At 39.0% G+C, this 25,338-nt stretch carries 25 protein-coding genes; 7 read left to right on the top strand and 18 right to left on the bottom strand.

Annotated elements, in window-relative coordinates:
- Nucleotide 1 precedes the first annotated feature (1 nt).
- The 5 genes from mutS to TOL2_RS09845 are packed head-to-tail and all read left to right on the top strand — an operon-like array spanning nucleotide 2 to nucleotide 7,028.
- The gene (gene mutS / locus TOL2_RS09865; RefSeq protein ID WP_014957345.1) at nucleotides 2-2,665 is read left to right on the top strand and encodes a DNA mismatch repair protein MutS; all 2,664 of its coding nucleotides are present in this window, start codon (nucleotides 2-4) and stop codon (nucleotides 2,663-2,665) included.
- A 3-nt stretch (nucleotides 2,666-2,668) separates the two neighbouring features.
- Nucleotides 2,669-4,429 carry an N-acetylmuramoyl-L-alanine amidase gene (locus TOL2_RS09860; protein WP_014957344.1) on the top strand — a complete coding sequence of 587 codons (1,761 nt, stop codon included), beginning with the start codon at nucleotides 2,669-2,671 and terminating at the stop codon, nucleotides 4,427-4,429.
- A 22-nt stretch (nucleotides 4,430-4,451) separates the two neighbouring features.
- The gene (locus tag TOL2_RS09855; RefSeq protein ID WP_014957343.1) at nucleotides 4,452-5,240 is read left to right on the top strand and encodes an enoyl-CoA hydratase-related protein; all 789 of its coding nucleotides are present in this window, start codon (nucleotides 4,452-4,454) and stop codon (nucleotides 5,238-5,240) included.
- Nucleotides 5,241-5,269: 29 nt separating this feature from the next.
- Nucleotides 5,270-6,574, top strand: a complete 1,305-nt coding sequence (locus tag TOL2_RS09850) for a phenylacetate--CoA ligase family protein (RefSeq protein ID WP_014957342.1) — start codon at nucleotides 5,270-5,272, stop codon at nucleotides 6,572-6,574.
- A 22-nt stretch (nucleotides 6,575-6,596) separates the two neighbouring features.
- The gene (locus TOL2_RS09845; protein ID WP_014957341.1) at nucleotides 6,597-7,028 is read left to right on the top strand and encodes an ACT domain-containing protein; all 432 of its coding nucleotides are present in this window, start codon (nucleotides 6,597-6,599) and stop codon (nucleotides 7,026-7,028) included.
- Nucleotides 7,029-7,203: 175 nt separating this feature from the next.
- Here the strand turns inward: TOL2_RS09845 and TOL2_RS09840 are convergent, their stop codons facing one another.
- The 11 genes from TOL2_RS09840 to TOL2_RS09790 all read right to left on the bottom strand — a co-directional run bounded on the left by TOL2_RS09840 (nucleotide 7,204) and on the right by TOL2_RS09790 (nucleotide 14,511).
- Nucleotides 7,204-8,139, bottom strand: a complete 936-nt coding sequence (locus TOL2_RS09840; protein ID WP_014957340.1) for an AAA family ATPase — start codon at nucleotides 8,137-8,139, stop codon at nucleotides 7,204-7,206.
- A 164-nt stretch (nucleotides 8,140-8,303) separates the two neighbouring features.
- Nucleotides 8,304-8,717: a hypothetical protein gene (locus tag TOL2_RS09835; RefSeq protein ID WP_041279398.1), complete on the bottom strand. Its 414-nt coding sequence runs from the start codon at nucleotides 8,715-8,717 to the stop codon at nucleotides 8,304-8,306.
- A gap of 218 nt (nucleotides 8,718-8,935) precedes the next feature.
- Entirely contained in the window at nucleotides 8,936-9,205 is a 270-nt protein-coding gene (atpE, locus tag TOL2_RS09830; RefSeq protein WP_014957338.1) for an ATP synthase F0 subunit C, read from the bottom strand.
- A 74-nt stretch (nucleotides 9,206-9,279) separates the two neighbouring features.
- Nucleotides 9,280-9,969 carry a F0F1 ATP synthase subunit A gene (gene atpB / locus TOL2_RS09825; protein WP_014957337.1) on the bottom strand — a complete coding sequence of 230 codons (690 nt, stop codon included), beginning with the start codon at nucleotides 9,967-9,969 and terminating at the stop codon, nucleotides 9,280-9,282.
- Nucleotide 9,970: 1 nt separating this feature from the next.
- Nucleotides 9,971-10,372, bottom strand: coding sequence for an ATP synthase subunit I (locus TOL2_RS09820; RefSeq protein WP_014957336.1), 402 nt, complete (start codon nucleotides 10,370-10,372; stop codon nucleotides 9,971-9,973).
- Nucleotides 10,372-10,590, bottom strand: coding sequence for an AtpZ/AtpI family protein (locus TOL2_RS09815; RefSeq protein ID WP_014957335.1), 219 nt, complete (start codon nucleotides 10,588-10,590; stop codon nucleotides 10,372-10,374). Before TOL2_RS09815 ends, TOL2_RS09820 begins: the two co-directional genes overlap by 1 nt.
- 96 nt (nucleotides 10,591-10,686) lie before the next feature.
- Complete coding sequence (gene selD, locus TOL2_RS09810; protein ID WP_014957334.1) at nucleotides 10,687-11,736, bottom strand: selenide, water dikinase SelD; 1,050 nt, start codon at nucleotides 11,734-11,736, stop codon at nucleotides 10,687-10,689.
- Nucleotides 11,737-11,870: 134 nt separating this feature from the next.
- Complete coding sequence (pgeF, locus tag TOL2_RS09805) at nucleotides 11,871-12,596, bottom strand: peptidoglycan editing factor PgeF (RefSeq protein WP_014957333.1); 726 nt, start codon at nucleotides 12,594-12,596, stop codon at nucleotides 11,871-11,873.
- Complete coding sequence (rfaE2, locus tag TOL2_RS09800; protein ID WP_148278091.1) at nucleotides 12,586-13,074, bottom strand: D-glycero-beta-D-manno-heptose 1-phosphate adenylyltransferase; 489 nt, start codon at nucleotides 13,072-13,074, stop codon at nucleotides 12,586-12,588. Before rfaE2 ends, pgeF begins: the two co-directional genes overlap by 11 nt.
- Entirely contained in the window at nucleotides 13,061-13,846 is a 786-nt protein-coding gene (locus tag TOL2_RS09795; protein WP_014957331.1) for a carbon-nitrogen family hydrolase, read from the bottom strand. The genes rfaE2 and TOL2_RS09795 overlap by 14 nt, the downstream gene beginning before the upstream one ends.
- 134 nt (nucleotides 13,847-13,980) lie before the next feature.
- Complete coding sequence (locus TOL2_RS09790; RefSeq protein WP_014957330.1) at nucleotides 13,981-14,511, bottom strand: hypothetical protein; 531 nt, start codon at nucleotides 14,509-14,511, stop codon at nucleotides 13,981-13,983.
- A gap of 720 nt (nucleotides 14,512-15,231) precedes the next feature.
- Between TOL2_RS09790 and TOL2_RS09785 the strand changes: the two genes are divergently transcribed.
- Both TOL2_RS09785 and TOL2_RS09780 read left to right on the top strand, forming a co-directional pair.
- On the top strand, nucleotides 15,232-16,311 hold the full coding sequence (locus tag TOL2_RS09785) for a DNA-methyltransferase (protein WP_014957329.1): 1,080 nt from the start codon (nucleotides 15,232-15,234) through the stop codon (nucleotides 16,309-16,311).
- Nucleotides 16,312-16,507: 196 nt separating this feature from the next.
- The gene (locus TOL2_RS09780; RefSeq protein WP_014957328.1) at nucleotides 16,508-17,065 is read left to right on the top strand and encodes a response regulator; all 558 of its coding nucleotides are present in this window, start codon (nucleotides 16,508-16,510) and stop codon (nucleotides 17,063-17,065) included.
- Between the two features lie 189 nt (nucleotides 17,066-17,254).
- Here the strand turns inward: TOL2_RS09780 and TOL2_RS09775 are convergent, their stop codons facing one another.
- The 7 genes from TOL2_RS09775 to TOL2_RS09745 all read right to left on the bottom strand — a co-directional run bounded on the left by TOL2_RS09775 (nucleotide 17,255) and on the right by TOL2_RS09745 (nucleotide 25,152).
- Nucleotides 17,255-18,547, bottom strand: a complete 1,293-nt coding sequence (locus tag TOL2_RS09775; RefSeq protein ID WP_014957327.1) for a TRAP transporter large permease — start codon at nucleotides 18,545-18,547, stop codon at nucleotides 17,255-17,257.
- 216 nt (nucleotides 18,548-18,763) lie between these two features.
- Complete coding sequence (locus TOL2_RS09770) at nucleotides 18,764-19,246, bottom strand: TRAP transporter small permease (RefSeq protein WP_014957326.1); 483 nt, start codon at nucleotides 19,244-19,246, stop codon at nucleotides 18,764-18,766.
- A gap of 42 nt (nucleotides 19,247-19,288) precedes the next feature.
- Nucleotides 19,289-20,365: a TRAP transporter substrate-binding protein gene (locus TOL2_RS09765; protein WP_014957325.1), complete on the bottom strand. Its 1,077-nt coding sequence runs from the start codon at nucleotides 20,363-20,365 to the stop codon at nucleotides 19,289-19,291.
- A gap of 189 nt (nucleotides 20,366-20,554) precedes the next feature.
- Nucleotides 20,555-22,135 carry a class I adenylate-forming enzyme family protein gene (locus tag TOL2_RS09760; protein ID WP_014957324.1) on the bottom strand — a complete coding sequence of 527 codons (1,581 nt, stop codon included), beginning with the start codon at nucleotides 22,133-22,135 and terminating at the stop codon, nucleotides 20,555-20,557.
- Nucleotides 22,136-22,320: 185 nt separating this feature from the next.
- Nucleotides 22,321-23,256, bottom strand: a complete 936-nt coding sequence (locus TOL2_RS09755; protein WP_014957323.1) for a BKACE family enzyme — start codon at nucleotides 23,254-23,256, stop codon at nucleotides 22,321-22,323.
- Nucleotides 23,257-23,293: 37 nt separating this feature from the next.
- Nucleotides 23,294-23,776, bottom strand: a complete 483-nt coding sequence (locus TOL2_RS09750) for an Lrp/AsnC family transcriptional regulator (RefSeq protein ID WP_014957322.1) — start codon at nucleotides 23,774-23,776, stop codon at nucleotides 23,294-23,296.
- A gap of 38 nt (nucleotides 23,777-23,814) precedes the next feature.
- A complete protein-coding gene (locus TOL2_RS09745) occupies nucleotides 23,815-25,152 on the bottom strand; it encodes an aspartate aminotransferase family protein (protein ID WP_014957321.1) in 1,338 nt (445 codons plus the stop codon).
- Nucleotides 25,153-25,338 lie beyond the last annotated feature (186 nt).

The following is a 25,338-nucleotide window of genomic DNA, read 5'->3' as shown; positions in this document are numbered from 1 at the left end:
CATGAGCAAAAAAAAAAACACTCCCATGATGGAGCAATACCTGTCCATCAAAAAATCTCATCAAGATGCCATATTATTTTACCGGATGGGGGATTTTTATGAAATGTTCCTTGAAGATGCACAAAAGGCGGCATCTATTCTGGAAATTTCCTTAACCTCCAGAAACAAAAATGATACCGATCCTATTCCCATGTGCGGGGTTCCATTTCGGGCTGCTGACAATTATATTGCCAAACTCATTGAAAACGGCTGCAAAGTTGCCGTGTGTGAGCAAATGGAAGATGCTTCTGCAACCAAAGGACTTGTGAAAAGAGAAGTTGTCAGGGTCATTACTCCGGGCATGATTTTAACTGAAGAATTACTGGATAAAAAATCCAATAACTTTCTTTTAGCCCTGTCAAAGACAAGGGATGTTTGCGGTATTGCGTATCTTGACATATCAACCGGAACCTTTAAAACCACCCAGGTTGAAAGCCGGCAGTCAAAAATACCGGAACAATTGATTGACGAGGCATTAAAAGTTGATCCCAAAGAAATACTTCTGCCCTCCAATTTTAAAACAGACCCTGTGTATAAACATATACGGCAGGCATTTTACGGAAGACAAATCACTTATCTTGATAAAACTGATTTTTCGCTTGAAGAAGCAAAAGAAAGGCTTTTAGACAAATTTAAAACCCGGAGTCTTGAAGGGTTTGGTGCGGAAAATCTTCATGCATCCATTTGTGCTGCCGGCGCTATTTTATCCTATGTCCAGAACACCCAGATGCAGGATACAAAACACATCTTTCAAATCATCCCATATGACCTGAAAAATTTTCTGGTGATTGATGACCGGTCCTGTAAAAATCTTGAAATCCTTACAAATATACAAACATTGAATAAAAAAGGCACATTGATCCATGTGCTTGACCGGACGGTTACTGCCATGGGCTCACGCCTGATCAAGAACTGGGTCAGATATCCGCTGATTGATAAAAACAAGATCCAACAGCGCCTGGATTGTATTGAAGAACTCACCCGGGCTGCCCATATTCATCAATTGATCATCAATCACCTGAAATCAGTTTATGACCTTGAGCGTCTTGGCGGCAAAATTTCAATGGGCCAGGGCAATGCCAGGGATTTGATTGCCCTGAAAAATTCGCTAAAAAAGCTTCCCATTCTTTTTAAGGAACTGTCCCTGTTTCAAAGCCCTTTGCTCAATGGAAAAAATTTTGAAGAAAGGGAAACAATTTTATCTGAACTTAATGCCCTTGCGGCTTTGATAGAAAAAGCCATCCGTGATGATGCCACTCATGTGCTGAATGAAGGCGGATTAATCAATGATGGATACAGCCCTGAACTGGATGAACTTCTGCTGATTTCAAGGGATGGAAAATCCTGGATTGCAAAAGCCGAGGCCACGGAAAAAGAAAAAACAAAACTGAGTTCACTTAAAATCAAATACAATAGAGTATTTGGTTATTTTATAGAAGTGTCAAAAGCCCAGGCTGTTTCAGTTCCGGATCATTATATCCGAAAACAGACCCTGGTCAATGCGGAACGATATATCACAGATGAAATGAAGCAGGTTGAATCCACCATCCTGAATGCCCAGGATAAGCGCAACGCAATGGAATACAAAATTTTTTGCACTATCAGGGACAAAATTGTTTCAAAGGCGACCCTTATCCTGAAAACAGCCGATTTTATTGCAACCGTTGACGTACTCCAGGGGCTTGCTCTGGTGGCATCGGAAAACTCATATACCAAGCCTTTCATCAATGAAAAAAACCTTATTTGTATTGAAGACGGGCGGCATCCGGTAGTTGAAAAACTGATAAAAGGGGAGCGGTATGTTCCCAATTCCATTGAAATAGATGATATTGAAAACCAGACCCTGCTAATCACCGGCCCCAATATGGCGGGAAAATCCACTGTATTACGACAGGTTGCCCTGACAATTTTAATGGCACAAATGGGATCATTTGTGCCTGCCCAGAAAGCATCTGTATGCATTGTGGACAGGATATTTACGCGGGTCGGGGCTCTGGACAATCTGTCTTCCGGTCAAAGTACATTTATGGTGGAAATGGAAGAAACCGCCAATATTATCAATAACGCCACGAACAACAGCCTTGTCATTCTGGATGAAATAGGAAGGGGCACCAGTACCTATGACGGAATGAGTATTGCCTGGGCCGTTGCAGAATATCTCCATGACCTGAACAATAAAGGCGTAAAAACCCTGTTTGCAACCCACTACCATGAATTGATAAAATTAGAACAGATCAAACCCAGAATAAAAAATTTTAATATCGCAGTCAAAGAATTCAATGACAATATTGTGTTTTTACGACGGCTTGTTCAAGGCGGGACTAATAAAAGCTATGGCATCCAGGTGGCAAAGCTTGCCGGTGTGCCTGACATTGTGATCAATAATGCAAAACAGATATTATCAGGTATTGAGAAAAAAAATGAAACAGATGCCCTCAAACAGCCTCCCAAAGAGACAAAAACAAAGGGTAAAAAGAAAAACAAAAAAGATGACGATCAATTGGACTTATTTGGCAACAATGAACAATCCATCAAAAAAATGTTGGAAAAGATTGATATTTCAAGTATTACTCCCCTTGAAGCAATTAACTTGTTAAACGATCTAAAACAGAAAGCATCAAATTAAGATATGCGCAGGTTTAAACCATTAATACGGTCAATCTCTTTTTTTATGATGCTCTTTTCAGGTGTTTTTATTTTCCCGGCAAACGGACCAGCCGATACTGCCAAAGGAAAGTATCTTATAGCAGACTCCTGCTATAAAAAGCTTCGAAATTCTCCTGTCAAAAAGAGGCTTGAATCAGAATGGCTCAACTGTATCAGCCGGTATGAAAGCATATATAAACTTCATCCGAGAAGTTCCTGGGCACCCGCAGGAATGTACAAGGCAGCCCAGCTTTATTTAACCCTCTCCAAATTATCCGGCAAAAAAAGCCACAAAAGCCAGGCCGAAGACCTTCTTGCACGAATCAATAACAAATACCCTGAAAGCGCTTATGGCAAAAGGGCTAAATCACTTCTCAAGTCGATAGATGCCAACCCGAAGCTCTATACAAAAGAAATCAGACACCTTAAATCAAAAAAAAATCTGACCAAAAACGACAGCCTTATCAAAAAATTTAATCAGGCTCAAAAACAAGCCATTGAAAAAAAATCAAGCCTTAATAAGCCCCACTATCAAAAACCGTCTGCCATAAAACCTGTGCCGGTAAAAGAAATTTTTTCAAGAGACACAACTATTGCAGATCTGCGGTTCTGGTCCAACCCTGAATATACCAGGATTGTCGTCAATGCTGATAAAGAAAGCGATTATTCCCACAGGCTTTTAAAAAAAGATCCGGGCATTGATAAGCCTTTTCAGCGACTATATATTGATATTGAGCAATCAAAACTTGGCAACGGGGTTGCCGAATATACCCCTATCAATGACAATCTGTTAAAACAGGCCAGGGCCGGGCAGTATCTGCCCCATACAGTCAGAGTTGTGATTGATATCAAATCATTTGAAAATTATAAAATTTTCTCTTTAAAAGATCCGTTCAGGATTGTTATTGATGTCTGGGGAAAGGGTTCTAATGGTGGAACTGTTCCTCCGTCGGGTCAGCGCATCGCAAGTCTGGGCAAACCTGAAAAACCTGAAAAATTTTCCAGGATCACAACAGACAATTTAAAATCCTCCGATATCGCACGGCAGCTGGCATTGGGGGTAAACAAAATAGTTATTGATCCGGGTCATGGCGGCGCAGATCCGGGAGCTCCGGGATATTTTAAAAATGTCTGGGAAAAAGATATTGTTTTAAAACTGGCCAAAAAATTAGCCGGCATTTTAAGGGAACGCTTAAACTGCACTGTGCTGCTGACACGGTCAACCGACAAGAAACTGACCCTTGAGGAAAGAACCGCCATTGCCAACACAAAAAAAGCGGATCTGTTTATCTCGCTTCATTGCAATGCAGCAAAAAACAGGCGCGCCAAGGGTATTGAAACTTATATCTTAAACCTTGCCACTGATGAGCAGGCCATTGCAGTGGCAGCCAGGGAAAATGCAACATCTGAAAAAAATATCTCGGATCTGGAATATATTTTAAGTGATTTAATGAAGCATGCCAAAATTGAGGAATCCACACGGCTTGCCAATGTGGTGCATAATTCTTTTGTAAACGGAATGAAAAAAAGATATTCAGGCATTACGGATTTAGGCGTTAAACAGGCCCCCTTTTATGTCTTATTAGGTGCCCGAATGCCATCCATCCTGGTGGAAGCATCCTTTCTGAGCAACAAAACAGAATGCAAAAGGCTCATGAGTGATTCATACCAAACATCAATTTGTAACGCCATCGCTGATGGGGTTACAAAATATATAGATGCAACAAACCCCAAACAATTATAACCCATATTATAAGGAGAACATCATGTCTTTTGAAAACATTATTCTTGAGGTTGCCGACCCTGTTGCAACCATATTTTTTAACAGACCCAAAGCTTTAAATGCACTGAATAATGCCCTGTTTGATGAATTGGACATTGCCCTTGACCAGATAAGGGAAAACAAGGATATCAGGGTTCTTGTCCTGACCGGTGCAGGAGACAAATCATTTGTCGCAGGAGCAGACATTGCAGAACTCTCTCAAATGAGTCCCCTACAAGGAAAATTTTTTTCACGCAGAGGACAGAAAATTTTTTCCAAAATTGAAGACCTTCCCATTCCGGTCATTGCAGCAGTAAATGGATTTGCCCTGGGAGGCGGTTCTGAAGCAGCTCTTGCCTGTGATTTTATCTATGCATCGGAAAAAGCGCTTTTCGGGTTGCCTGAAATCACCCTGGGATTGATTCCAGGCTTTGGCGGAACACAGAGACTGGCAAGAGTTGTTGGTATAAACCGTGCAAAAGAACTGATCTTTATCGGGAAACCCATCAAGGCACAAGAGGCTATGGAATACGGTATGGTCAACAAAATCTGCGAACCCGATAAACTCATGGAAGAGGTCTTGAAAACCGCAAATCTCATTGCCGCAAGGGGAAAAGTAGCCTTAAGGTCTGCAAAAGAAGTCATTCAAAGCGGCCTGAATACAGACCTTGAAACCGGATGTAAAATTGAAAATGATGTGTTTGGCCTCAACATGGCCAGCGAAGATGCAAAAGAAGGGACAAGTGCCTTTCTTGAAAAAAGAAAACCCGTGTTCAAAGGAGAACTTTATTAAAAGTTCTCCTCTTTTATAAGGAATAAAAAATGCCCATTTATAATATTGATTCCGAAACAATGCCAAGGGAAGGCATTGAAGCGATTCAGCTAAAAAGACTCCAAACAACCATTGAACGGATTTACGTCACTGTTCCTTTTTACAAAAAAACATTTGACAAAGCCGGGATTAAGCCCTCGGATATCAAGAGCCTTGATGATCTCAAACGGCTGCCCTTTACAACCAAACTGGATTTAAGGGACAACTATCCCTATGATATGTTTGCCGTACCCATGGAAAACATTGTTCGTATCCATGCATCTTCAGGCACTACAGGAAAACCTACAGTTGTGGGTTATACAAAAAGGGATATTGATACTTGGGCCAGGCTTATGGCAAGATGCTTTGCTGCTGCTGGCGGAACAAGTGGTGATATTATCCACAATGCCTTTGGATATGGGCTGTTTACAGGTGGCTTGGGGGTTCATTATGGTGCGGAAAAACTTGGTGCGTCCATCATACCGGTTTCAGGCGGCAATACCAAACGTCAGATTACCATTATGCAGGATTTCAAACCGACCATACTCACCGGTACCCCTTCTTATGTTCTTCATCTTGCAGAGGTTGCCGATGAAATGGGCGTTGATTTCAAAAACCTTTATTTTAAATCCGGAATTTTCGGTGCAGAACCATGGTCTGAAAATATGAGAGAAGAACTTGAATCAAAACTTCACCTGAAAGCCATGGATATTTACGGACTAAGTGAAGTCATCGGCCCCGGCGTCGCAATTGAATGTTACGAAGAACAAAAGGGCCTGCATATTTTTGAAGATCACTTTATTGTTGAAATTATTGATCCGGAAACACAAGAAGTTCTTCCATATGGTGAAACCGGGGAACTGGTGTTCACATCCATCACCAAAGAAGCTTTTCCTGTAATCCGGTATCGGACCAAAGACATTACTTCTTTAAATCCTGAACCCTGCATCTGCGGAAGAACCCATATAAGGATGAACAAACCCTCGGGCCGTACCGATGACATGCTTATTATTAGAGGCGTTAACGTCTTTCCGTCCCAGATTGAAAGTGTTTTAATGGAGACAAAACAAATTCTTCCCCATTATCAGCTGTTGGTTGACAGAAAAGGAAATCTTGACAGCCTTACCGTAAAAGTTGAAATTGATGAAGAACTTTTCAGTGATGAAATAAAGACTCTTCAGACCATGGAACAAAAAATCTCCAATGATATCAAAGAGTATCTGGGAGTTTCGGCAAAAGTTATGCTTGTTGAGCCAAAGACTATTGAAAGAAGCGAAGGAAAAGCAGTACGTGTCATTGATAATCGAAAAATTTAAATTACTTTAAGGGGTAAACACAATGTGTGCTGAACAAATTTCCGTATTTATTGAAAACAAGGAAGGCAGACTTGCAGAAGTTACTGCAATCTTAAGGGATGCCAATGTTAATATCAGGGCTTTATCCCTTGCAGATACAACTGATTTCGGTGTATTGCGCTTAATTGTAAATAACAATGAAGGCGCAAAAACTGCATTGAAAAAAGAAGGGTTTACCGTGGGCATAACAAAGGTTATAGCGGTTGAAGTGAGAGATGAGCCCGGTGGATTGAATAATATTTTAGATCCACTTTCTGAAAATGAGGTTAATGTGGAATATATGTATGCATTTGCAAATCCGCAATGCAAAAATGCCATCATGATTTTCCGGTTTGATGATCATGACAAAGCATTAAAAATCCTGGCCGAACAAAATATTAAAGTGATTAACAGCCAGGAAATCTGTAATCTATAAAAAAAAACAAATCAGGGTGCTGCCGGAATGCAAAGACGGCAGCACCCTATTTTTTATCATAGATTATAGGAAATTTTCGATTTGAAATAACTTGTGGAGGGCAATGCAATGGGAATAAAAAAATCCCGGCAAACTCTGCATAGGTTTCAGCAGACGGTGATTCTGGACAAAAAGACTACAGAAGTGCGGACTCATCCTTTGTCACTGTTCTTACCAATTCCTTGTAGTCAGCGGATGCAGTACAACCGGGAGCAAACTCAAAAATTGATTTTCCATAAGATGGTGCCTCGGAAAGGCTTTCACAGTATCTTATGGGAGTACACATATATTCCGAATATAATTTTTTAAGCTGTGAATAGATTGTTTCAGGTCCCTTTATCCGGGTATCCATAAAAGTTGGAACAATATATTTCAGGACAATTTCCTTTCTATATTTTTGAATTGATCCCAAACTTTTCATAAATTCCGACAACCCCTGAAGTGGCATTACTTCCAATGCGACCGGCACGAGAAGTTCTGTGGCATAAAAAAGGACATTGACTATTAGCTGATCCCATCCTGGAGCCGTATCAATAATGATAAAATCATATCGTTGATCCAATTCTTTCATAGCTTCAGATAATGTCCATTCAGCACCGAAACTTTTGCGATCAATAATTCTTTTAACACCTGCCAGTGATTTTCCTCCGGAAAGGAGCCAAAGATTTTTTCTGGCCCTGACAATACACTCTTCAGGCGCAAGCTCTTTTGTCAGCAATTCCGTTAAACCTGCTCTTGTTTTTTTTCCAAGGATATAGGAGGACTGACCCTGAGTATCTGTATCAACAAGCAGGACTTTATATCCGGCAAGGGCCAATCCTGCACTCAAGTTGACTGAAGTCGTGGTTTTACCGACACCTCCTTTACTCAAGGTAACACAAATTTTTCTGGCATTAGTTTTTGATTCTTGAAATTTTTCTTTGTTAATGATCTGGTCAAGTTGCACAGGAAATTTATGACCGCAGGCTTTACATCTTGCAGCAATTTTTTTTCCTAAAGGCGCATTTTCTTTAAGACTATCTAAATTGACTTTGTGTTTTTTTGCACATTTAGGACAGACGATAATAGCCACTAATCCTCCTTCTTAAGTTCCCTATAACGCGGCAATGGCAGATCAATCTGCCACAACAAATAATGAAAGTTATTTAATTTCAGCAATTGAAAATTCTTTCATATAAAAATCAACAAGGATATTGTCCATAATATCATTTCTCTAAAGCATGAAATATTTTTTTCTTAATCAAACAAAATAGTATCATCTTTTAACACTTGTTCTTTCATTTTTGCAACTATCTTTGAAATTTGATCAGCAATTTTTTGTTTAATATCCATCCACTTAATACCACAGTGCCAATGTTTAGAAGGACTCAAAGAAAAATGAACAATCCGACCGTTCAAATCTTTAATTTTTAAATCAAAGATATTAAGTTCACAACTTTTTAAAATCTGGTCAATGGTAAACGCTGATTTATCTTCAAGGACAATGCCGATACTATCCAGGCAAATATCCAGTACAGGATATTTTTTATTATGAATTTTAACCCAGACATTCTGACTGTCTTTAACAGGGACACGAAATGATTTACGAACGATTTCAGGTAAAGTTGAATCGTCTTTTATCTTCCCAAATTCAATGGATTGATCATTCATATACCACCTTCTAAATTGCACGAAAACATTAAATTTTCATCTGATTTCATATCAGATAGTCCTAAGTTCTAACATCGCCTGAAAATATAGCAATAATGACAGACCCAGGCAAGAAAAATCGTTAAAACAGGATAAAATGGAAAAAGGGTATAAGATAAAAATATCTTATACCCTTTTTAATTTTAAAACGATACTCTGTTTAATTTATGCAGTATGGCTTAATGTCCGCCCAAAGCAGCAATAGCACCCTTAAGAGCAGGATGAGCATACATAAGGATCAAGGCAACAACAAGTGCATAGATACAAAGAGATTCAATCATTGCAAGACCGATCAGCATGTTAACCTGAATTTTACCGGCTGCTTCAGGATTTCTTGAAATACCACTCATAGCACCACTCAAACCCAGGCCCTGACCAATACCGCAACCAAAAGCGGCAATACCAATTGCAAGACCTGCTGCCCATACACTACCAACTAGAAATTCCATGTTTTACTCCTTAATATAATTTAATAAATAATATAAAATAACGGGCTTCTTCCCAGTTCCCGTAAAACGCCTTATTAATGTGCTTCTTCTATTGCACCCGCAATATACATGGTTGACAACAAAAAGAATACAAACGCCTGTACCAGAGCAACAAATGCTCCCAAAGCCATGACCGGCAAAGGTGCAAGGAACATTCCCCCAAGTCCCAGAAGAATACCGACAACCAGCTCATGACCTGCCATGTTTCCAAAAAGACGGAAAGTAAGAGACAGAACTCTTGCGGAATGACCTATAAGTTCAATGGGTAAAAACAAGGGAATCATTGCAGGAACAGGCCCTAAAAAATGTTTAATATACTTGAAACCATGCTGCTGAACACCAATTACATGACTCCATAAAACCGCAATAATAGCTAAACCCAGGGTTGTATTGATATTTGCCGTTGGGGGAAAAAATGCAGGAACCAATCCCATGAGATTTCCCAGCAGAACAAACAAAAATATTGTCAATACAAGTGGATAAGATTTTCTTCCCTCATCCCCTGTAACCGTAACCATAAACTCTTCAAGCCCCGAGATCAGAACTTCAAATACATTCTGTGCAGCTTTGGGCACCATTGTAATACTCTTTCCTGCAAGCCAGCCGAAAAATATTAAAACAATCATACACAGCCACATATATGTAACATGTGGATATGCTGCTGCCCACTCTTCCAAACCTATCATTCCAAAAAATGACGTAAGAATCAAATACGGATGTTCCACCTTATACCGCCTCCTTGAATAATAATCTTGTTAACTCAAGCACCGTAGCCATAAACATGCTTGCCACAACCACAGACAGACCCGCCAAAAGACCCAGCGGATGCACAATATGGTTTGATATAAGCAGGAAAATCACTGTCCCGCTTATCGCAAATCGGATATAGTATTTTACCAGGACATTGCTCACAATCGAACGTCCTTGCTCTGATACGACTTCGGGGTGAAACATGTTTTTAAGCGTGTTTTTCAAAAGATGAAAATTAATTGCCACAATCAATCCACCAAGAATGATTCCCAAAGCAAATTTTACCGGGGTCATCATCAGGCCGATCATTCCTCCGAACAGCAATAAAAGCCAGTTGGAAGTTGTAACAAAATTAACTATCTTATGAAGATCCTGCATTAAAACTTTCTTCCCTTTTTACCTGCTCTGATAATATTGCTGAATCCGGCCGCAATACCAAATGCAAGCCCGATAAACATCAGGACAGGGTCTGTATCAAATTTCTTATCCAGCCAGATTCCAATGAAAAGACCGATAAAAATTGAAATTGCCACGGACAATCCAAGGCTGGCAAAATATCCAAGTTCTCTGACGGTTTTGCCGGTTTCCTTTTTCATCTTATACCTTCCAAATCCTCTCTTTTAGCCTTCAAAGATCAATTTATCTTGAGAGCAAATAACATATGCTGAATCTCAAGTCAATGTGAAAACGCATTAAATCATTCTCAAAAATCCAGCATTGCTGTCACGGGTAATTTCACCAACTATCCAGGCGTTTTGACCATTGATTTTCATTTTCTCAACGCAGGCCCCGGCAATGTCTTTGTTCAGGCTGATCAACAGACCACCTGATGTTTGTGGGTCAAACATCAGGTCAACCACGGCCCTGTCAACAGCCGGATCAATATGAGTCGATGCTTCAAAAAACTTCCGGTTTTTATGAGCCCCCGCCGGCACCATTCCCATATTTGCAAAATCAAGCACACTGTTTAAAAAAGGCACCTTTGAGGTATGGAGAGTAATCTCTTTTTTTGATCCTTTTGCCATTTCCAGCAAATGCCCTGCCAGTCCGAATCCTGTAACATCTGTACAGGCATTGACCTTAAATTGTGTCATTACCATGGCTGCAGCTTTGTTTAACAGGGACATGACCGACACGGATTCATTTATATTCTCTTTTGTGGCAAGCTTTGCCTTTATGGCCGTTGACATGATTCCGGTTCCCACAGGTTTTGTTAAAACAACAGCATCCCCTGTGGCAGCTGCAGCATTGGTCAATACCTTATCTGGGTGAACAATACCGGTAACGGAAAGCCCGTACTTAAACTCATCATCCTCCACTGAATGACCGCCGACAAGAACGGCACCAGACTCATTAATCTTATCCATGCCACCCTTTAAGGTTTTGGCCAGAATATCCTCAGCAAGATCACAGCTGGGAAAACAGACGATATTCATAACTGTTATGGGTCTGCCCCCCATGGCATAGACATCACTCAAAGAATTAGCAGCAGCAATCTGACCAAATTCATAAGGTGAATCAGTAACCGGTGTTAAAAAATCAAGAGTCTGGATAAGGGCTGTCTGTGAATCCAGCTTATATACACCCGCATCATCCGGCGAATCAAGTCCGACAATCAGGTTTGGATGCGATTTTATTTCAAGTCCTTGAACAATTCGATCCAGCGTCCCTGGATCAAGTTTGGCAGCTCAACCGGATGCTTTTACTTTCTGTGTCAAAAATACGGTATTACTTTTTTCCATTTACTTTTTTCCATTTACTTTTTTTCGTTTCAATTTCCCATATAACGACCATGGCAGATCAAACCGCCACAACAAAAATCAAAAGTTGCTGTTTGAATTTTTGAAGACTTTCATATAAAAAAGCCCAGCACATATCAACACATTGATATCACACAAGCAAATCTACCGGCAGTCTTTTCACCCCGAAAAGAATAAAACAGATCTGTATGACATTTTGTACAAATTTCCATATTTTCAATATGTTCTTTTTTAACCCCTTTATCCATAAGCTGATCCGAACTCATTTCCCAAAAATTAAAATAATTTTTATCTTCAATTTTATACTTCCATAATCTTTTTGGGATTTCATCCTTATAATTAATAAATTCAGAACAACATGGGCCAAGGGATGGAGAAATACCTGCAATAATATCTTCAGGCTGACAGCCAAACTCTAAAATCATTTTGTCCAGGCAATTTCCAATAATATTTTTAACGCTTCCACGCCAGCCGGAATGAATGTTTGCAATAACTTTTTTCACCGGATCATACATCATGACCGACTGACAATCAGCCACCCGTATCACAAGCGCCACGTCCTTTATATTGGTAATGACACCGTCAGCTGTGCTGGTCTCTTTTCTCAAATCAAAATTTTCAGTTAATTCAGTGTCATATTTTTTTAACACCTTGATCGTATCCCCATGAACCTGATTTAAAAGAACAAGGGGTTTTCGCCCAATTTTAGAATCAATACCAATTTTCAAAGAATCAAAGGGAGCTACAAGAATTTTGTTCATCCTGGTAAATATGCCGTGAACGATATTAGGACAGGCTTTAAAAAGCTCAAATTCATAGACGTTGATATCATTATCTTCCATAATAAAGAGTGCCGATTCGTTCTATAATCTTTGTTGTGGAAATATCAGGTTCCAAAATGACCCTTTCTACGCGCCCCCCATTGCGTTTTACAAAATCTGCTCCAATGATCTGATCTTCGGACCAATCCGCCCCTTTAACAAGTACATCAGGACAGATGGCTTCAATCAATTTTTCAGGATCAGGTTCATCAAACAATACTACATGATCAATGCAAGCAAGGGATGCAATAACATAAGATCTATGATCCTGAGACAAAACAGGACGTTTTTCTCCTTTGATACGTTTCACAGAATTGTCGGAATTGAGCCCTAAAATCAATACATCTCCAAATTCTGCCGCATGGGTTAAGTATTTTACATGGCCGGCATGAAGGATATCGAAACATCCATTGGTAAATACAATGGTCTTGTAAGCATTCTTATATTGCCTGGATAATATTTTAATCTCAGAAAAAGTGGAAATTTTATCCATAGACATCAGGTCTCCTGTCCGTCATGCAGGGAATTAACGCTCTGGCCGTTTTCACAAGGCCATAATCAATCTTCGCAAAAACACTTGTTTCATCACATCCGGCATCTGCAATGACATTACCCATGGGATCCACAATCATGGACATCCCTGGAAAATGCAATAAATCATCACTGCCTGTCCGGTTTGAACAGACCATGAACAATTGATTTTCAACCGACCTTGCCGTGACCAGGGTTTTCCAATGACATTTTCTGGATTCCGGCCACTGCGCCGAAACAACAATCATTTGAGCGCCCTGCAAAAACAGTGATCTGGCAAGCTCCGGAAACCTCAAATCATAACAAGTCATCAGTCCTATTTTTCCAAAACTTGAATCGATTGTAACAATTTTATCTCCGGCAGTATAATACAGATGTTCACCGGTCAACCGAAAAAGGTGCAGTTTTCTATATACCCCGTTTACTTTTCCATCCACATCAATGAACACCATGGTATTGTAAATTTTATTTGCTTTCTTTTCAGGAAGCGTTCCTACTATGGCGATCTTATTTTCTCCGGCAAAAAAAGAAAGTTTTTCAACTACCTTATCTGTTTTTTCTGAATGCAGACTTAAATTTTCATTGTCAAAAGAACAGGGAAACATTTCCGGCAGGACTGCAAGAGAGACACCTTGAGATACCAGCTTCTCCAAATATTCAAAAGCTTTATTCAAATTGGTTTCAATTTGCCCGTTTTTTATATCAAACTGTACAACACCAGCTTTAATCTTTTTTTTCAACTTTCTCAATCTTCCTTTTTTTCAAGCTTTACCTTTCAAAGCCTTACTATGAATCAACACCTCCTCACCATATAATTTCACCCTTACATCGTCAATCTTTTTATCCTAAGGCTATTTTGTACAGATAAAAATTTCTAAGTAGAAAGATCTATCACAGATCCTCCAAGCTCTCGAATTTTTTCATCAATGGCCTCAAGACTCTTCTCCATGGTTCCATATGAAATATCCGGTAATTTGCCGCCCCATGCTTTTTCAGCTTCCTGAAATCCCCGCAAAACACCTTCTCTTCCTGATTTCAAACGCTCAAGATCATCACCCGCCCCCTGAAGAACGAAATCGGAGATACGTTCAGATGTCTTTTTGACTCCCCAATAATCATTTTCGCCAAAAAGCGACTGAGGATCTGAAATTTGATTTAAATCAGAACCAGGAGCGTCAAGTTTCAAATCCATGGATTCTAAAGAAAAATTTTCCTTCAGCAAGATGCCCTGTTTGTTAAAATTTTCAAAGGCTTGGGATTTGACGCTGATACTGAATTGACTGGATATCATGTTCAATTCCATGGATTTTTTGCTTGCCTGAATACTGCGATCACTTTTAACAGAAGCTGAAAATTGATTCAGTTTATAATCCAACGAATGTCCTGAAATAATTGATGTTTTCATGTTTTTATATTTCCCTTCCAAACTTCATTTGTTTGAGACTCTTTAATTTGATACCTCAATTTTCGAACTTAAGTTATGTTTATATGAAAGTCTTCAAAAATCCAAACAGTGACTTTCAATCTTTGTTGTGAGCAAACCAAGGTGAAAGACCAAGTCTGCCCGTGGCAGTTATAGCATACAGGTCACCCATTAAATGGTTCTTGCCAAGAAAATAAACCTGCAGTACAAAAAAAAGCTCAAGAATATAAGCCGGACACAATCAAATTGAATTAATACTAACAATACCTGTCCAGATATCTATGATATCGTTCAACCTAAGACTGAACTTTAAAAAAACTAAAATTATTTTTCAAACTATATTTGGAATGGTTAAAAGACAGACACAATTAATCCATACATTTAAATATTTAAGGCGCAATATCAAATTAAAATGTTCCATAGGCTCAGTTTATCTATAAACGGTTTGGTCACAGCCCACTATTTCCAAATTTCAGACAGCAGTTACAGAATTTTCTTGCGGGCTATTTATTTATGATATTGCGCCTAAGTGCCTTTACTACAAGTATCAACCGGACAACTTTTCGGCAGACAAATTTTGGGCAATTGGATTTTGGACAAATCAGTCTTGAGGGTTATTAAACACTGAATCTGAAGAGGCTATACAAAAAATCATAAACTTGTTATGGTTTGACCCAAATTTTATTACTGAGAATAACACTTATGAAAACAACCCATACAATTTTTTTTCAGGATTCAAGCAATCTTGACTTGATACCATCAAAAACTATTGACCTTATTGTTACATCGCCTCCCTATCCCATGATTGAGATGTGGGATGATATCTTTTCTTCTCAGAATAATGCAATTGCAAAAGCCCTTAATAAAAAAGACGGCCACAAAGCATTTGAACTTATGCACAAAATACTTGATTCGGTATGGGATGAAATTTTCAGGGTCTTAAAAACCGGCGGATTTGCCTGTATCAATATCGCAGATGCCACACGAACAATCAACTCAAATTTTGCAGTTTACTCAAACCATTCAAGGATTCTTCAATATCTTGTCAAGCTTGGGTTCTCAATTCTGCCTGAAATAATATGGAGAAAACAGACCAACGCGCCCAATAAATTCATGGGATCAGGTATGTTGCCGGCAGGCGCTTATGTCACCTTGGAACACGAATATATCCTGATTGTCAGAAAAGGCGGAAAACGCGAATTTAAGAGCAATCCTGAAAAACTCAACAGAAGACAAAGCGCAATATTCTGGGAAGAAAGAAATACTTTTTTCTCAGACATCTGGTTTGATATCAAAGGAACTCGTCAAGGACTTATTGACAAAGCTTCCAGAGACAAAAGTGCTGCCTTTCCATTTGAACTGGCCTACCGGCTGATCAATATGTATTCTGTTAAAGGGGATAATGTACTTGATCCTTTTGTCGGCACAGGAACCACCATGGCCGCATCCATGGCTTCAGCCAGAAATACAATCGGATTTGAAATTGATAATGATTTTAACGAATCCATACCCCGGATCAAAGAAAATATTATAGATCTGTCCAACCAACATATGGAAAACAGATTAAAAAAACACCTTGTTTTTGTTGATGAACGGATAGCATCGGACAAACTCTTGAAACATAAAAATATACCTTATGGTTTTCCAGTCACAACCAATCAGGAAAAGGAACTGATCTTGAATGAATTACTCACTGTAGAAATGATGCAGGATCACTCAATGGAGGTAACCTATTCAGATCATCCCCAAACCGCATTCTGCCGAAAGGATTTTTTATCTTAGCGCCTGTAATAGCTTGACTTTTCATGATGCTTTTATTACCTTATTTGTATTAATAAAAAATTTAAAAAACTAGTATCTAATATTCAAATCAAGGATACTGACAACTTTATTTTAAGCTAAATATCATTTATCCCTTTATATATCTTTTAACTTATATATTTTTTGACTTATATATTTTCTAACAAGGAGAAAAAAAATGACACAAACCGGTTCTTTTCTCAAAGACAAACATATATTGGCTGTTGACGATGAATGGGATGTAATTGAAACCATACAGGAAATTCTGGATGAAGCAAAAGTGGACATTGCACAGGACTACGAAACCGCTTCTGAAAAAATTCACCAGACACAATATGATCTTGCCATTCTTGACATTATGGGCGTTAACGGAATCAAACTGTTGGAAGAATGCGTAAAAAGAGATATTCCGGCTGTTATGTTAACGGCCAACTCTCTGAATCCGGAATCCTTGATGCAGTCAATTAAAAAAGGAGCTATTTCCTATCTTTCAAAAGAACATTTAAGCGAGCTTGATTCATTGCTCAATGAACTTTTGGGAGAAAAAAACCAGGGCAAACCAGTGTGGAAACTTTTGTTTGAAAAGCTTGGGAATCATTTTAACCAGCGTTTTGGGAAAGGCTGGAAAGATGATAACAAAGATTTCTGGAATGATTTTGAAAAAAACTGGGAAGTCTCAAGGGGCATTCAGGAAAGACTCTTACACGACAAAAACATCATCGATAAAGGGATATAACCCCGGATAAAAAATAGGCCCAGGATTTAATTCAGTTTAAGGAAAGGGTTCACTAAATCCAAGGTCAGGGACATCATACATCAACATAAATATTACAGAACAAGCAAAAGCCGGTATTCATAAGAAAACTTCTTAATGAATACCGGCTTTTTTATTTGTCAGGTAAAGTACCTGACGTTTTAGCTGTTTTTATAAATATCCAAAGAACCTGGGCAGAAAAAGAACAACTTCAGGAAAATACGTTAGAAAGAAAAGAACCCCAATCTGGATAGCCAGAAAAGGCATTACCGCCCTTGAAACATAAATAATATCCCTTTTCGCCAGCGAACCCGTAATAAACAAACTCACCCCCATAGGCGGCGTACAGTATCCAATGGCAAGGTTTACGGTCATAATAAGCCCGAAATGCATGGGATCCACATTAAACGGCCCAAGCAGGGGAAGAAAGACCGGACCCAAGATCAACGTGGCGGAAATAATATCCATAAACATGCCGATCACAAGCAACAAGATGTTCATGGCCATCAAAAAGACAAATGGCGACTGAATGCTTGCCACCACAACTTCCGCAACCCTGTTGGGAATATTCTCAAACGTCAGATATCTTCCAAAACAGGTTGCAGATGCAACAATCAACAACAAAGTTGCACTTGTTACAGCAGAGCTGACTGTTATCTCTTTTACATCTTTAAAATCTATAGACTTGTAAATAAACAGTTCAACAAAAAATGCATATACACTGGCAACGACAGCAGCTTCATTGGCAGTGAACATACCGGAAAAAATGCCGCCGAAAATAATGACAATCAGCATGAATGCCCAGAAGCCTTCCTTAAAAATAGAAAAAAGCTGCATAAAATCCGGAGCGGGCAATCTGTTGATATCTGTTCTATTTCTATACTTTAGCCAGGTATAAAGACATACACAGCCAATGATGAGAACACCGGGAACAAATCCTGTAATAAAGAGTCCCTCTAAGGATACGTTACTGATCATTGAATAAAAGATCATACTGATACTCGGAGGAATAATAACCCCTAAATTCGGTGAGGTAGTCATAAGCCCCAGTGTATAATCCTCATCATAGCCGTTTCTGATAAGGGCCGGAATCATGAACCCACCCAGTGCCACCACCGTGGCAACTGTAGAGCCCGAAATGGCACCAAACAGACCACAGCCAATAACACCCGCCATTCCCAGTCCTCCCGGCAACCAGCTGACCAGTGCATTGGCCAGATTGATCAATTTTTCAACGGTCTTTCCCTTACTCATGATGTTACCGCAAAGAATAAAAAACAGCACAACCACCAATGAGAAATTATCAAGACTTCTGAAAAGCGTTTGTGCTAAAAGAGCCAGGGGCATATCCAGAAAAACAACAAAACCTATGGTTGCCGTAAAAAACAGGCATAAAAAAACCGGTACATAGGTTGTCATACAACCTAGAAGAATACATAAAATAATCAAATCACTGATCTGCATGATGGTCCTTTTCTGTTTAGATCTGATTTTTTATATGAAAGAACTTCTAACCTCTTGGAATCAGATCTCTTTCATTTTTTTATTGTGGCAGATCAATCTGCCATGGCAGTTTATATGAAAGTTTTCAAAAATCCAAACAGCGACTTTCATATTTTGTTATGGGCAAACCTAAGAAGACCAAATCATAGCATAAAATGGTCCGGTCTGCCCGTAGCGTTATTTAGATCTTATATCTTGAATAATTACCTGAATCGTCCGGATAAATATCATAACGCCCATTACAGGCATTATGGCATAAACAATGACAAGAGGAATCTGCATAATGATGGTTTTCTGATGGGTTAATAACTGCAAATGAGTCATTCTATAACCATAGAATACCATCATCCATGCAAAAACAAGCATCAACAGGTTGGTATAAAGTGTCAGGCCCGGTTTAAGCTTTGGGAAAATCTGGACAACAGCATCTATCCGGATCATTGCCCGCTGTTTAACAGCCACACTGGCCCCGACAAAGGTTGAATAAATCATCACGATACGAACCAGTTCCTCACTCCAGGCAAGGGTATAATTAAATCCGTATCTCAAAACAACATTGGCAAAAAGTGACATTAATGCCGCCATAACAATAATAAAAAGTGTCCACTCTTCAACATTTGTAAAAATAGTGTCTAATTTTTTTAAAGTTTTCCCAAGCATAAACCTAATTCCTGTATAATTAGAATGAAAATCCAGTGTTATTTATTGCAAGAAATCCTGAACTTCTTTTAAGAAATTCAAAGGTTTATAGGTATCGCCGGGATAGATCTGGTTAATTTCCTGTGCATACCTGTCATAAGCCCCTTTGCTTTGATCTTTAAGGATTCTCATTTCCTCTTCAGACAACTTGAAAAATTCAACCCCGTTTGCTTTTGCAGATTCAATATTTTCCATTTCCCATGTTGCTGTTCTTCTCCTGTTTTCAGCACACACATCATGAACAGTGGAAACAAATGTTTCTCTCAAATCCTTGGGAAGCCTTGCAAGCCAGGCTTTGTTAAAAATCCAGATAAACAGTCCCTGGGCATAATTTAATTGCGTAAAATTCTTTGCCACTTCAAATTTTTTTGTCAGGTTGCACACAGCTGGTGTATGATCCAAACCTGTTATAACACCTTGTTTTAAAGCAATCTGAACATCAGGCCAAGGCATGGAAACAGGATTAAACCCCCAGTTTCGATAACTTAACTGGTTCACGGCAGCCTCGGCAGTTCTGAATTTAATCTTTTTTGCGTCTGCAATGGTTTGAACCGGCTCAGTGGTTGCCCATCCGTAATTTCCATAACCCGTGATATCAAGACCTGTAATTCCTTGATGATCCATGGCATTCAAGAAGTGATCAAACAATTTCTTGTTGGCAATGAAATTATCTAATTTTTCAAACGAGTCGATAAGAAAAGGAAGGTTCACTATTCCAAAACGGGGCCCAAGGTTGGTAGAAGCAACAGAACTCACCCCCATACCTTGAACAGCACCCATCTGAAGCATGTTTAAAACCTCTACTTCACCACCAAGAATTGATAGGGGTTTAAAATCAACATAGATCTGACCATTTGTTCTTTTCCAAAGTTCATCCCTGATCTCAAAACCGGCATATGTCCCGACCAGAGCTGGCGTTGAAACATTTGAAATAATGCATTTGTATTTTGCTCCTTTGGGATCAAAATTCGGTTTCCATTTATCAAGCGAACTTTCTTTTTTTGCAAAAACAGAAGACGTAACGATAAATGATCCAACAAACAAAACAAGCAGTAATACTAAACATTTGCCAAGCTTCATACTAGTTCCTTTCCTAAAAATTTAAATTTATAATTTGTGGTGCAAGACTTAAAAAGTCTTGCACCTGTTTCAACTTTTGGAATCCAACTAATTTTTACTTTAACTAATTTTCATTTTACTAGAATGGTCAATGGGTTTTACTCTACGTCATACTTCAACAATAAGTCAAGCCCAATAAAAAAAAATTATTTAAACAAGTTGTTTAAACGCCTCCTTACGACCTGTAAATTTTTCCCTAAGTTGTGGTTTCATGAGTTTTCCTGTTGGATTTCGAGGAACATGATCAAAAAGAACCTTACGAGGCACCTTGTAAAGAGATATCTTTGATTTTGCAAACTCAATCACATCTTCTTCAGTCAAATGTTTGCCTTCTTTGGTTTGAACAACAGCAAGAACTATTTCCACCAGCCGGTCATCCGGATATCCTATACATGCTACATCATCTATATCAGGATGATCCATCAGCGCATCTTCAATTTCAACCGGAAAAATATTTTCACCACCACTGGTAATCATATCTTTCATTCGATCAACAATATAAAAATAACCGTCTTTGTCTTTCCTTAATAGATCTCCTGTATAAAGCCAACCATCTTTCAGGGTTTCTATCGTTTTTTCAGGATTTGAATAATATTCCCGCATCATTCTGGGTGTCCTGAATACCAGCTCACCCACAGATCCGTCAGGAAGTTCCTCTCCAGTAGGACCAACAATTTTGGCTTCAACACCAAAGGTTGGTTTTCCAATGGAACCCGGTTTTTCCAGAACATCTTCCGGATAGAGGTTAAAGCTGCCTCCACCGCCACCCTCTGTGATACCATAGATATTGGATACTCTACACGGCAGTTTTTCCACCACCAGCTTCATGGTATCATAAGGTACCGGCTGTGCGCCTATTTCCATATACTTCCATGATGAAAGATCATAGTCATCCAGATTTAACTCACCATTTTCAATTGCATTAAGAATGGCAATACCAATGGGGACAACAAAGAGAGTGTCTGTACATTTTTCTGCAGCAATTGCTTCAATGATTGATTTGGGATTTTTCAAATCTTTTACAATGGTTCCTGTTGCGCCTGTGGCATAAAAAGGGGCCCATAAAAACATGGTGCCGGAATGATACAACGGAAGAAAAATCAGGTAATTATCATCTTTTTGAACAGAATATGTCATCCCATTGCTCACAGCTATACTATTCAAAGAAAAATGAGTGTGTAAAACAGGTTTAGGTTTGCCAGTTGTACCAGATGTAAACATCATTGCCAGGGAATGATCCCTGTCAACTTCAACCAATGCATCCGAAGTATCTTCATAATTCTGCACGGCTTTAAAATTAATCATGTCATCCGGTACATCATCGCCGATGCAAATATAATTTTTAATGGTAGTAAGATCTTTTTGAATGGGTTGAACAACCTTTAAAAATTCAGATCCAAGAATAAAAACATCTGGATTGCAAACTTCGGCTGCATAGAGGACATCCGTACCTTCGAAACGGAAATTGAGCGGAACAACAACTGCACCCAACCGAATAATTGCATAATACGTCAACACCCATTCAAGGGAATTGTTCTGAAGGTGCATGACAAAATCACCATGCTTTACCCCCATCTCATTTGCCAAAAAATTCGCTGTTCGATTAATCTCATCGTTAAATTCTTTCCAAGTGAAAGATCGTCTTTGACCCGTTTCCGGGGTTCGTTCAATCAGACAAATTTTTTCCGGATTATGCCGGGCATGAATTGAAGCGTAACCTGAATAATTCAACAGTGCTCTCCTTAATTTTTAGTTAATGGTATCCTGCTAACCTCATATCTCCTTGTTTAAATCTTTAGAAACCTTTGAATAATGATATTTTTCCATAAAACAAATAAGTTGTAGTCTGAATTTCAGAAAAAAAAAGGATGTTATTCAAAGGTTTCCGGGGATCACTCAAATAGTATGTCACAAATTTAGAAATTAACTTTATCAAGCCCCTTCAACCCAAGGATCTGTCTTGTCTCTTCAGGGGTGGCAGGCTCAAGGCTCAATTCCTTTGCAATCCGTTTAACTATGTTTACCTGATCCGCACTGGCTTTTGCCAGTATCCCTTTGCCAGCATAGATAGAGTCTTCAAGTCCGACTCGAACATTTTGTGCTCCCATTGCCATGGCAGTCGTGGTGATGGGAATCTGAAATCTTCCACCGGCTGCCACCGACCAGGTAAAATTTCCTTCGCCAAGCACTTCTTTTGCCTCATCATAAATTAAAACCAAATGTTTGACCGAGGGTGTCATCCATCCTACCATGGGACCGAATACAAACTGGAGATGAGGAGGTCCTTCTGTCAAATTTTCTTCAAGAAGCCATTTAACATATGAAACATGTCCCAATTCATAAATCTCAAATTCAGGCTTGGTACCTATTTCCATGAAGGTTTTACCATAAATCTCATCATCACTGAATGTGGGTTTAAAAGAAATATTTTTGCAGAGTTCTAAGTATTCTGGTTCCCAATCATATTTGTATTCCTTATAACGGCCCGCAATCTGAAATATACCGAAATTAAACGGTGCGGGATCAAACGAACACATTTCAGGTTCAAATTCTTTGACAGGAATCAATTTTTCCGGTGTAGTCTGGTTCATACCACCACCGGTTGTGATCTGAAGTACCATATCACATCTTGCTTTTATTTTTGACAAGACTTCCTTAAAAAGTTCAGGATCAGACGATGGAAACCCGTTTTCAGGATTTCGTACATGAAGATGAGCAATGGCAGCACCGGCCTCATGGGCCTTTACCGCATCCTCCACAATCTCGTCAGGAGTTATTGGAAGGTAATCACTCATGGTTGGAACGTGAATAGATCCTGTAATAGCAGCACTAATGATTATTTTATTCTTCATTTTTTTTTAATTCTCCCGTTGAAAAAAATTATTTTTTTTACACTTCGTATTCCTCATCCAGATCAAGCACGAGCAACTTCTTATCTTTGACATTATCAATCACAAAAGAAGATTTAACAACTTGAATCCCTTCTATCTGTGTGAGCTTCATATTCATAAATTCACCATAGGATTTAATATCCTTTGCAATCACCTTTAAGATAAAATCATTTGCACCGGCAATCTGGTAGCACTCAATCACTTCATCCAGAGCAGTGAATTCTTCTTTTATAACAGCCACAGAAGAAAGGCTACTCAAGCTTAAGCCGATATTCACAATAGCCATGATTGAAAATCCGATTTTTTCAGGATCAAGTATGGCTGTAAAATGAGAGATTACCCCTGCAAGCTCCAGTCGCTTTACCCTTTCAAGGGTTGCAGGGGCAGAAATACCGACAATCTTAGACAATTTAGAATTTGTTGTTTTTCCATTTTCCTGGAGTGTATTCAAAATCTGTTTGTCAATTTTATCCAGAACCATTTATTCCTCTTTTTGGAAATCCTTTTAAATTAAATTCATTATAAAAGTAAATGGTTATATTTTTCTTCAATCAAAGGCAACAATTCTTTCAGAGTTTCATCTATTTTATTGACCAGAAGATCGATTTCTTCTTCTGTAATTGCAGTGGACAAAATAAACAATCCCCTTGGAATTGTAAAAATCCCTTTATTCAATAAAGACAAATGCATCAGCCGATGGAGCTGTTCTTCTGATTTCAAAACCTGATCAGCATTTGTTATGGGTTCATTGACAAAATGAATATTGAGCAAAGACCCAATCTGGTTAGCCTGAATATTTAATCTGTTGGCTTTAAAGCTTTCCAAAAGACCATTTTTAAATTGATCCCCCAGTTTATTTACATAGGCCACTGCAGCTTCATCATATTTGGACAAAGCCGCATATCCGGCCTGCATAACTGTTTCATACCCGTTAAATGTTCCTGAATGATACAATGGCTTTTCCGTGTTTTCATGGCAAAAGATATTCATTATCTCTTCTTTACCACCAAACACACCAATGGGAAGCCCGCCTCCCACAACTTTTCCAACCGTTGTCAGATCCGGAATCACGCCAAAAAGTTTCTGGCAACCGCCTGTATTTACCCTGTAAGAAAAAATCTCATCAAAAATCAACAGGACGTTATTATCCGAAGTAACTTTTCTTACATGTTCAAGATAACCGGGCTTTGGCAGGACTACGCCACCGGCGCCAAGGAAAGGTTCCATTATTACGGCAGCCAGCTCAGAAGCATTTTCCTTAACCGTTTTTTCAAGGGCATCAAAGTCATTAAAAGGTACTTCTAAAATAGCCTCGGTCATTCCTTCTGGAATACCGGCAGTGATAACATTCTTTTTTGTTGATGCAGCCACACTGTCATGGGTTCCATGAAATCCGCCGATCATTTTCAGAATCTTGTCTTTCCCGGTATAAGCTCTTGCCGTTCTCATAACAAACAAAGTGGCTTCTGTTCCTGAATTCAAAAACCTTACCTTATCAAAACCAGGCACCCTTTCACATAAGAGCTTTGCCAGCTTATACTGCCCATCCGTAGGGGTAGAGTACTGAGAACCCTTTGCAATACCGTCCCGAACAGCCCGAACAACATCCGGATCACCATGCCCATGGACAATAGCTCCATAAGCATTGGTGACATCAAGTAATTTATGCCCTTCATGAGTATAGACATACGCTCCCTGTCCATAATCAATATGAATGGGATAAGGTTTAAAATAACTTAAGCTTCTGGTCGCACCACCGGGAATATAATTGATAAGTTGCTCATGACGCTCCTTGGAAACCGGAAATTTTTCCTTATATGCATCTTCAATTTTCTTTTCAATTTGCTCTTCAATCATAGCATTGTCCTTGTTATTTTTATATTGAAGTCTTCAAACCCAAACAGCGATTTTCATGTTTTGTTGTAGGCAAACCAAGGAGATCAATCTTAGTATAAATTTCCAAGGCCTGCCCGTGGCAATTATATAAAAGTAACGAATGTTGAGTAGTCAGTATTTAGTTCTCCCCACTCGCCACTTTTATAT

The organism is Desulfobacula toluolica Tol2 (genome assembly GCF_000307105.1).
In the GTDB taxonomy this organism is placed as follows: Bacteria; Desulfobacterota; Desulfobacteria; order Desulfobacterales; family Desulfobacteraceae; genus Desulfobacula; species Desulfobacula toluolica.
This window is presented reverse-complemented; position numbering and strand designations above follow the sequence as displayed.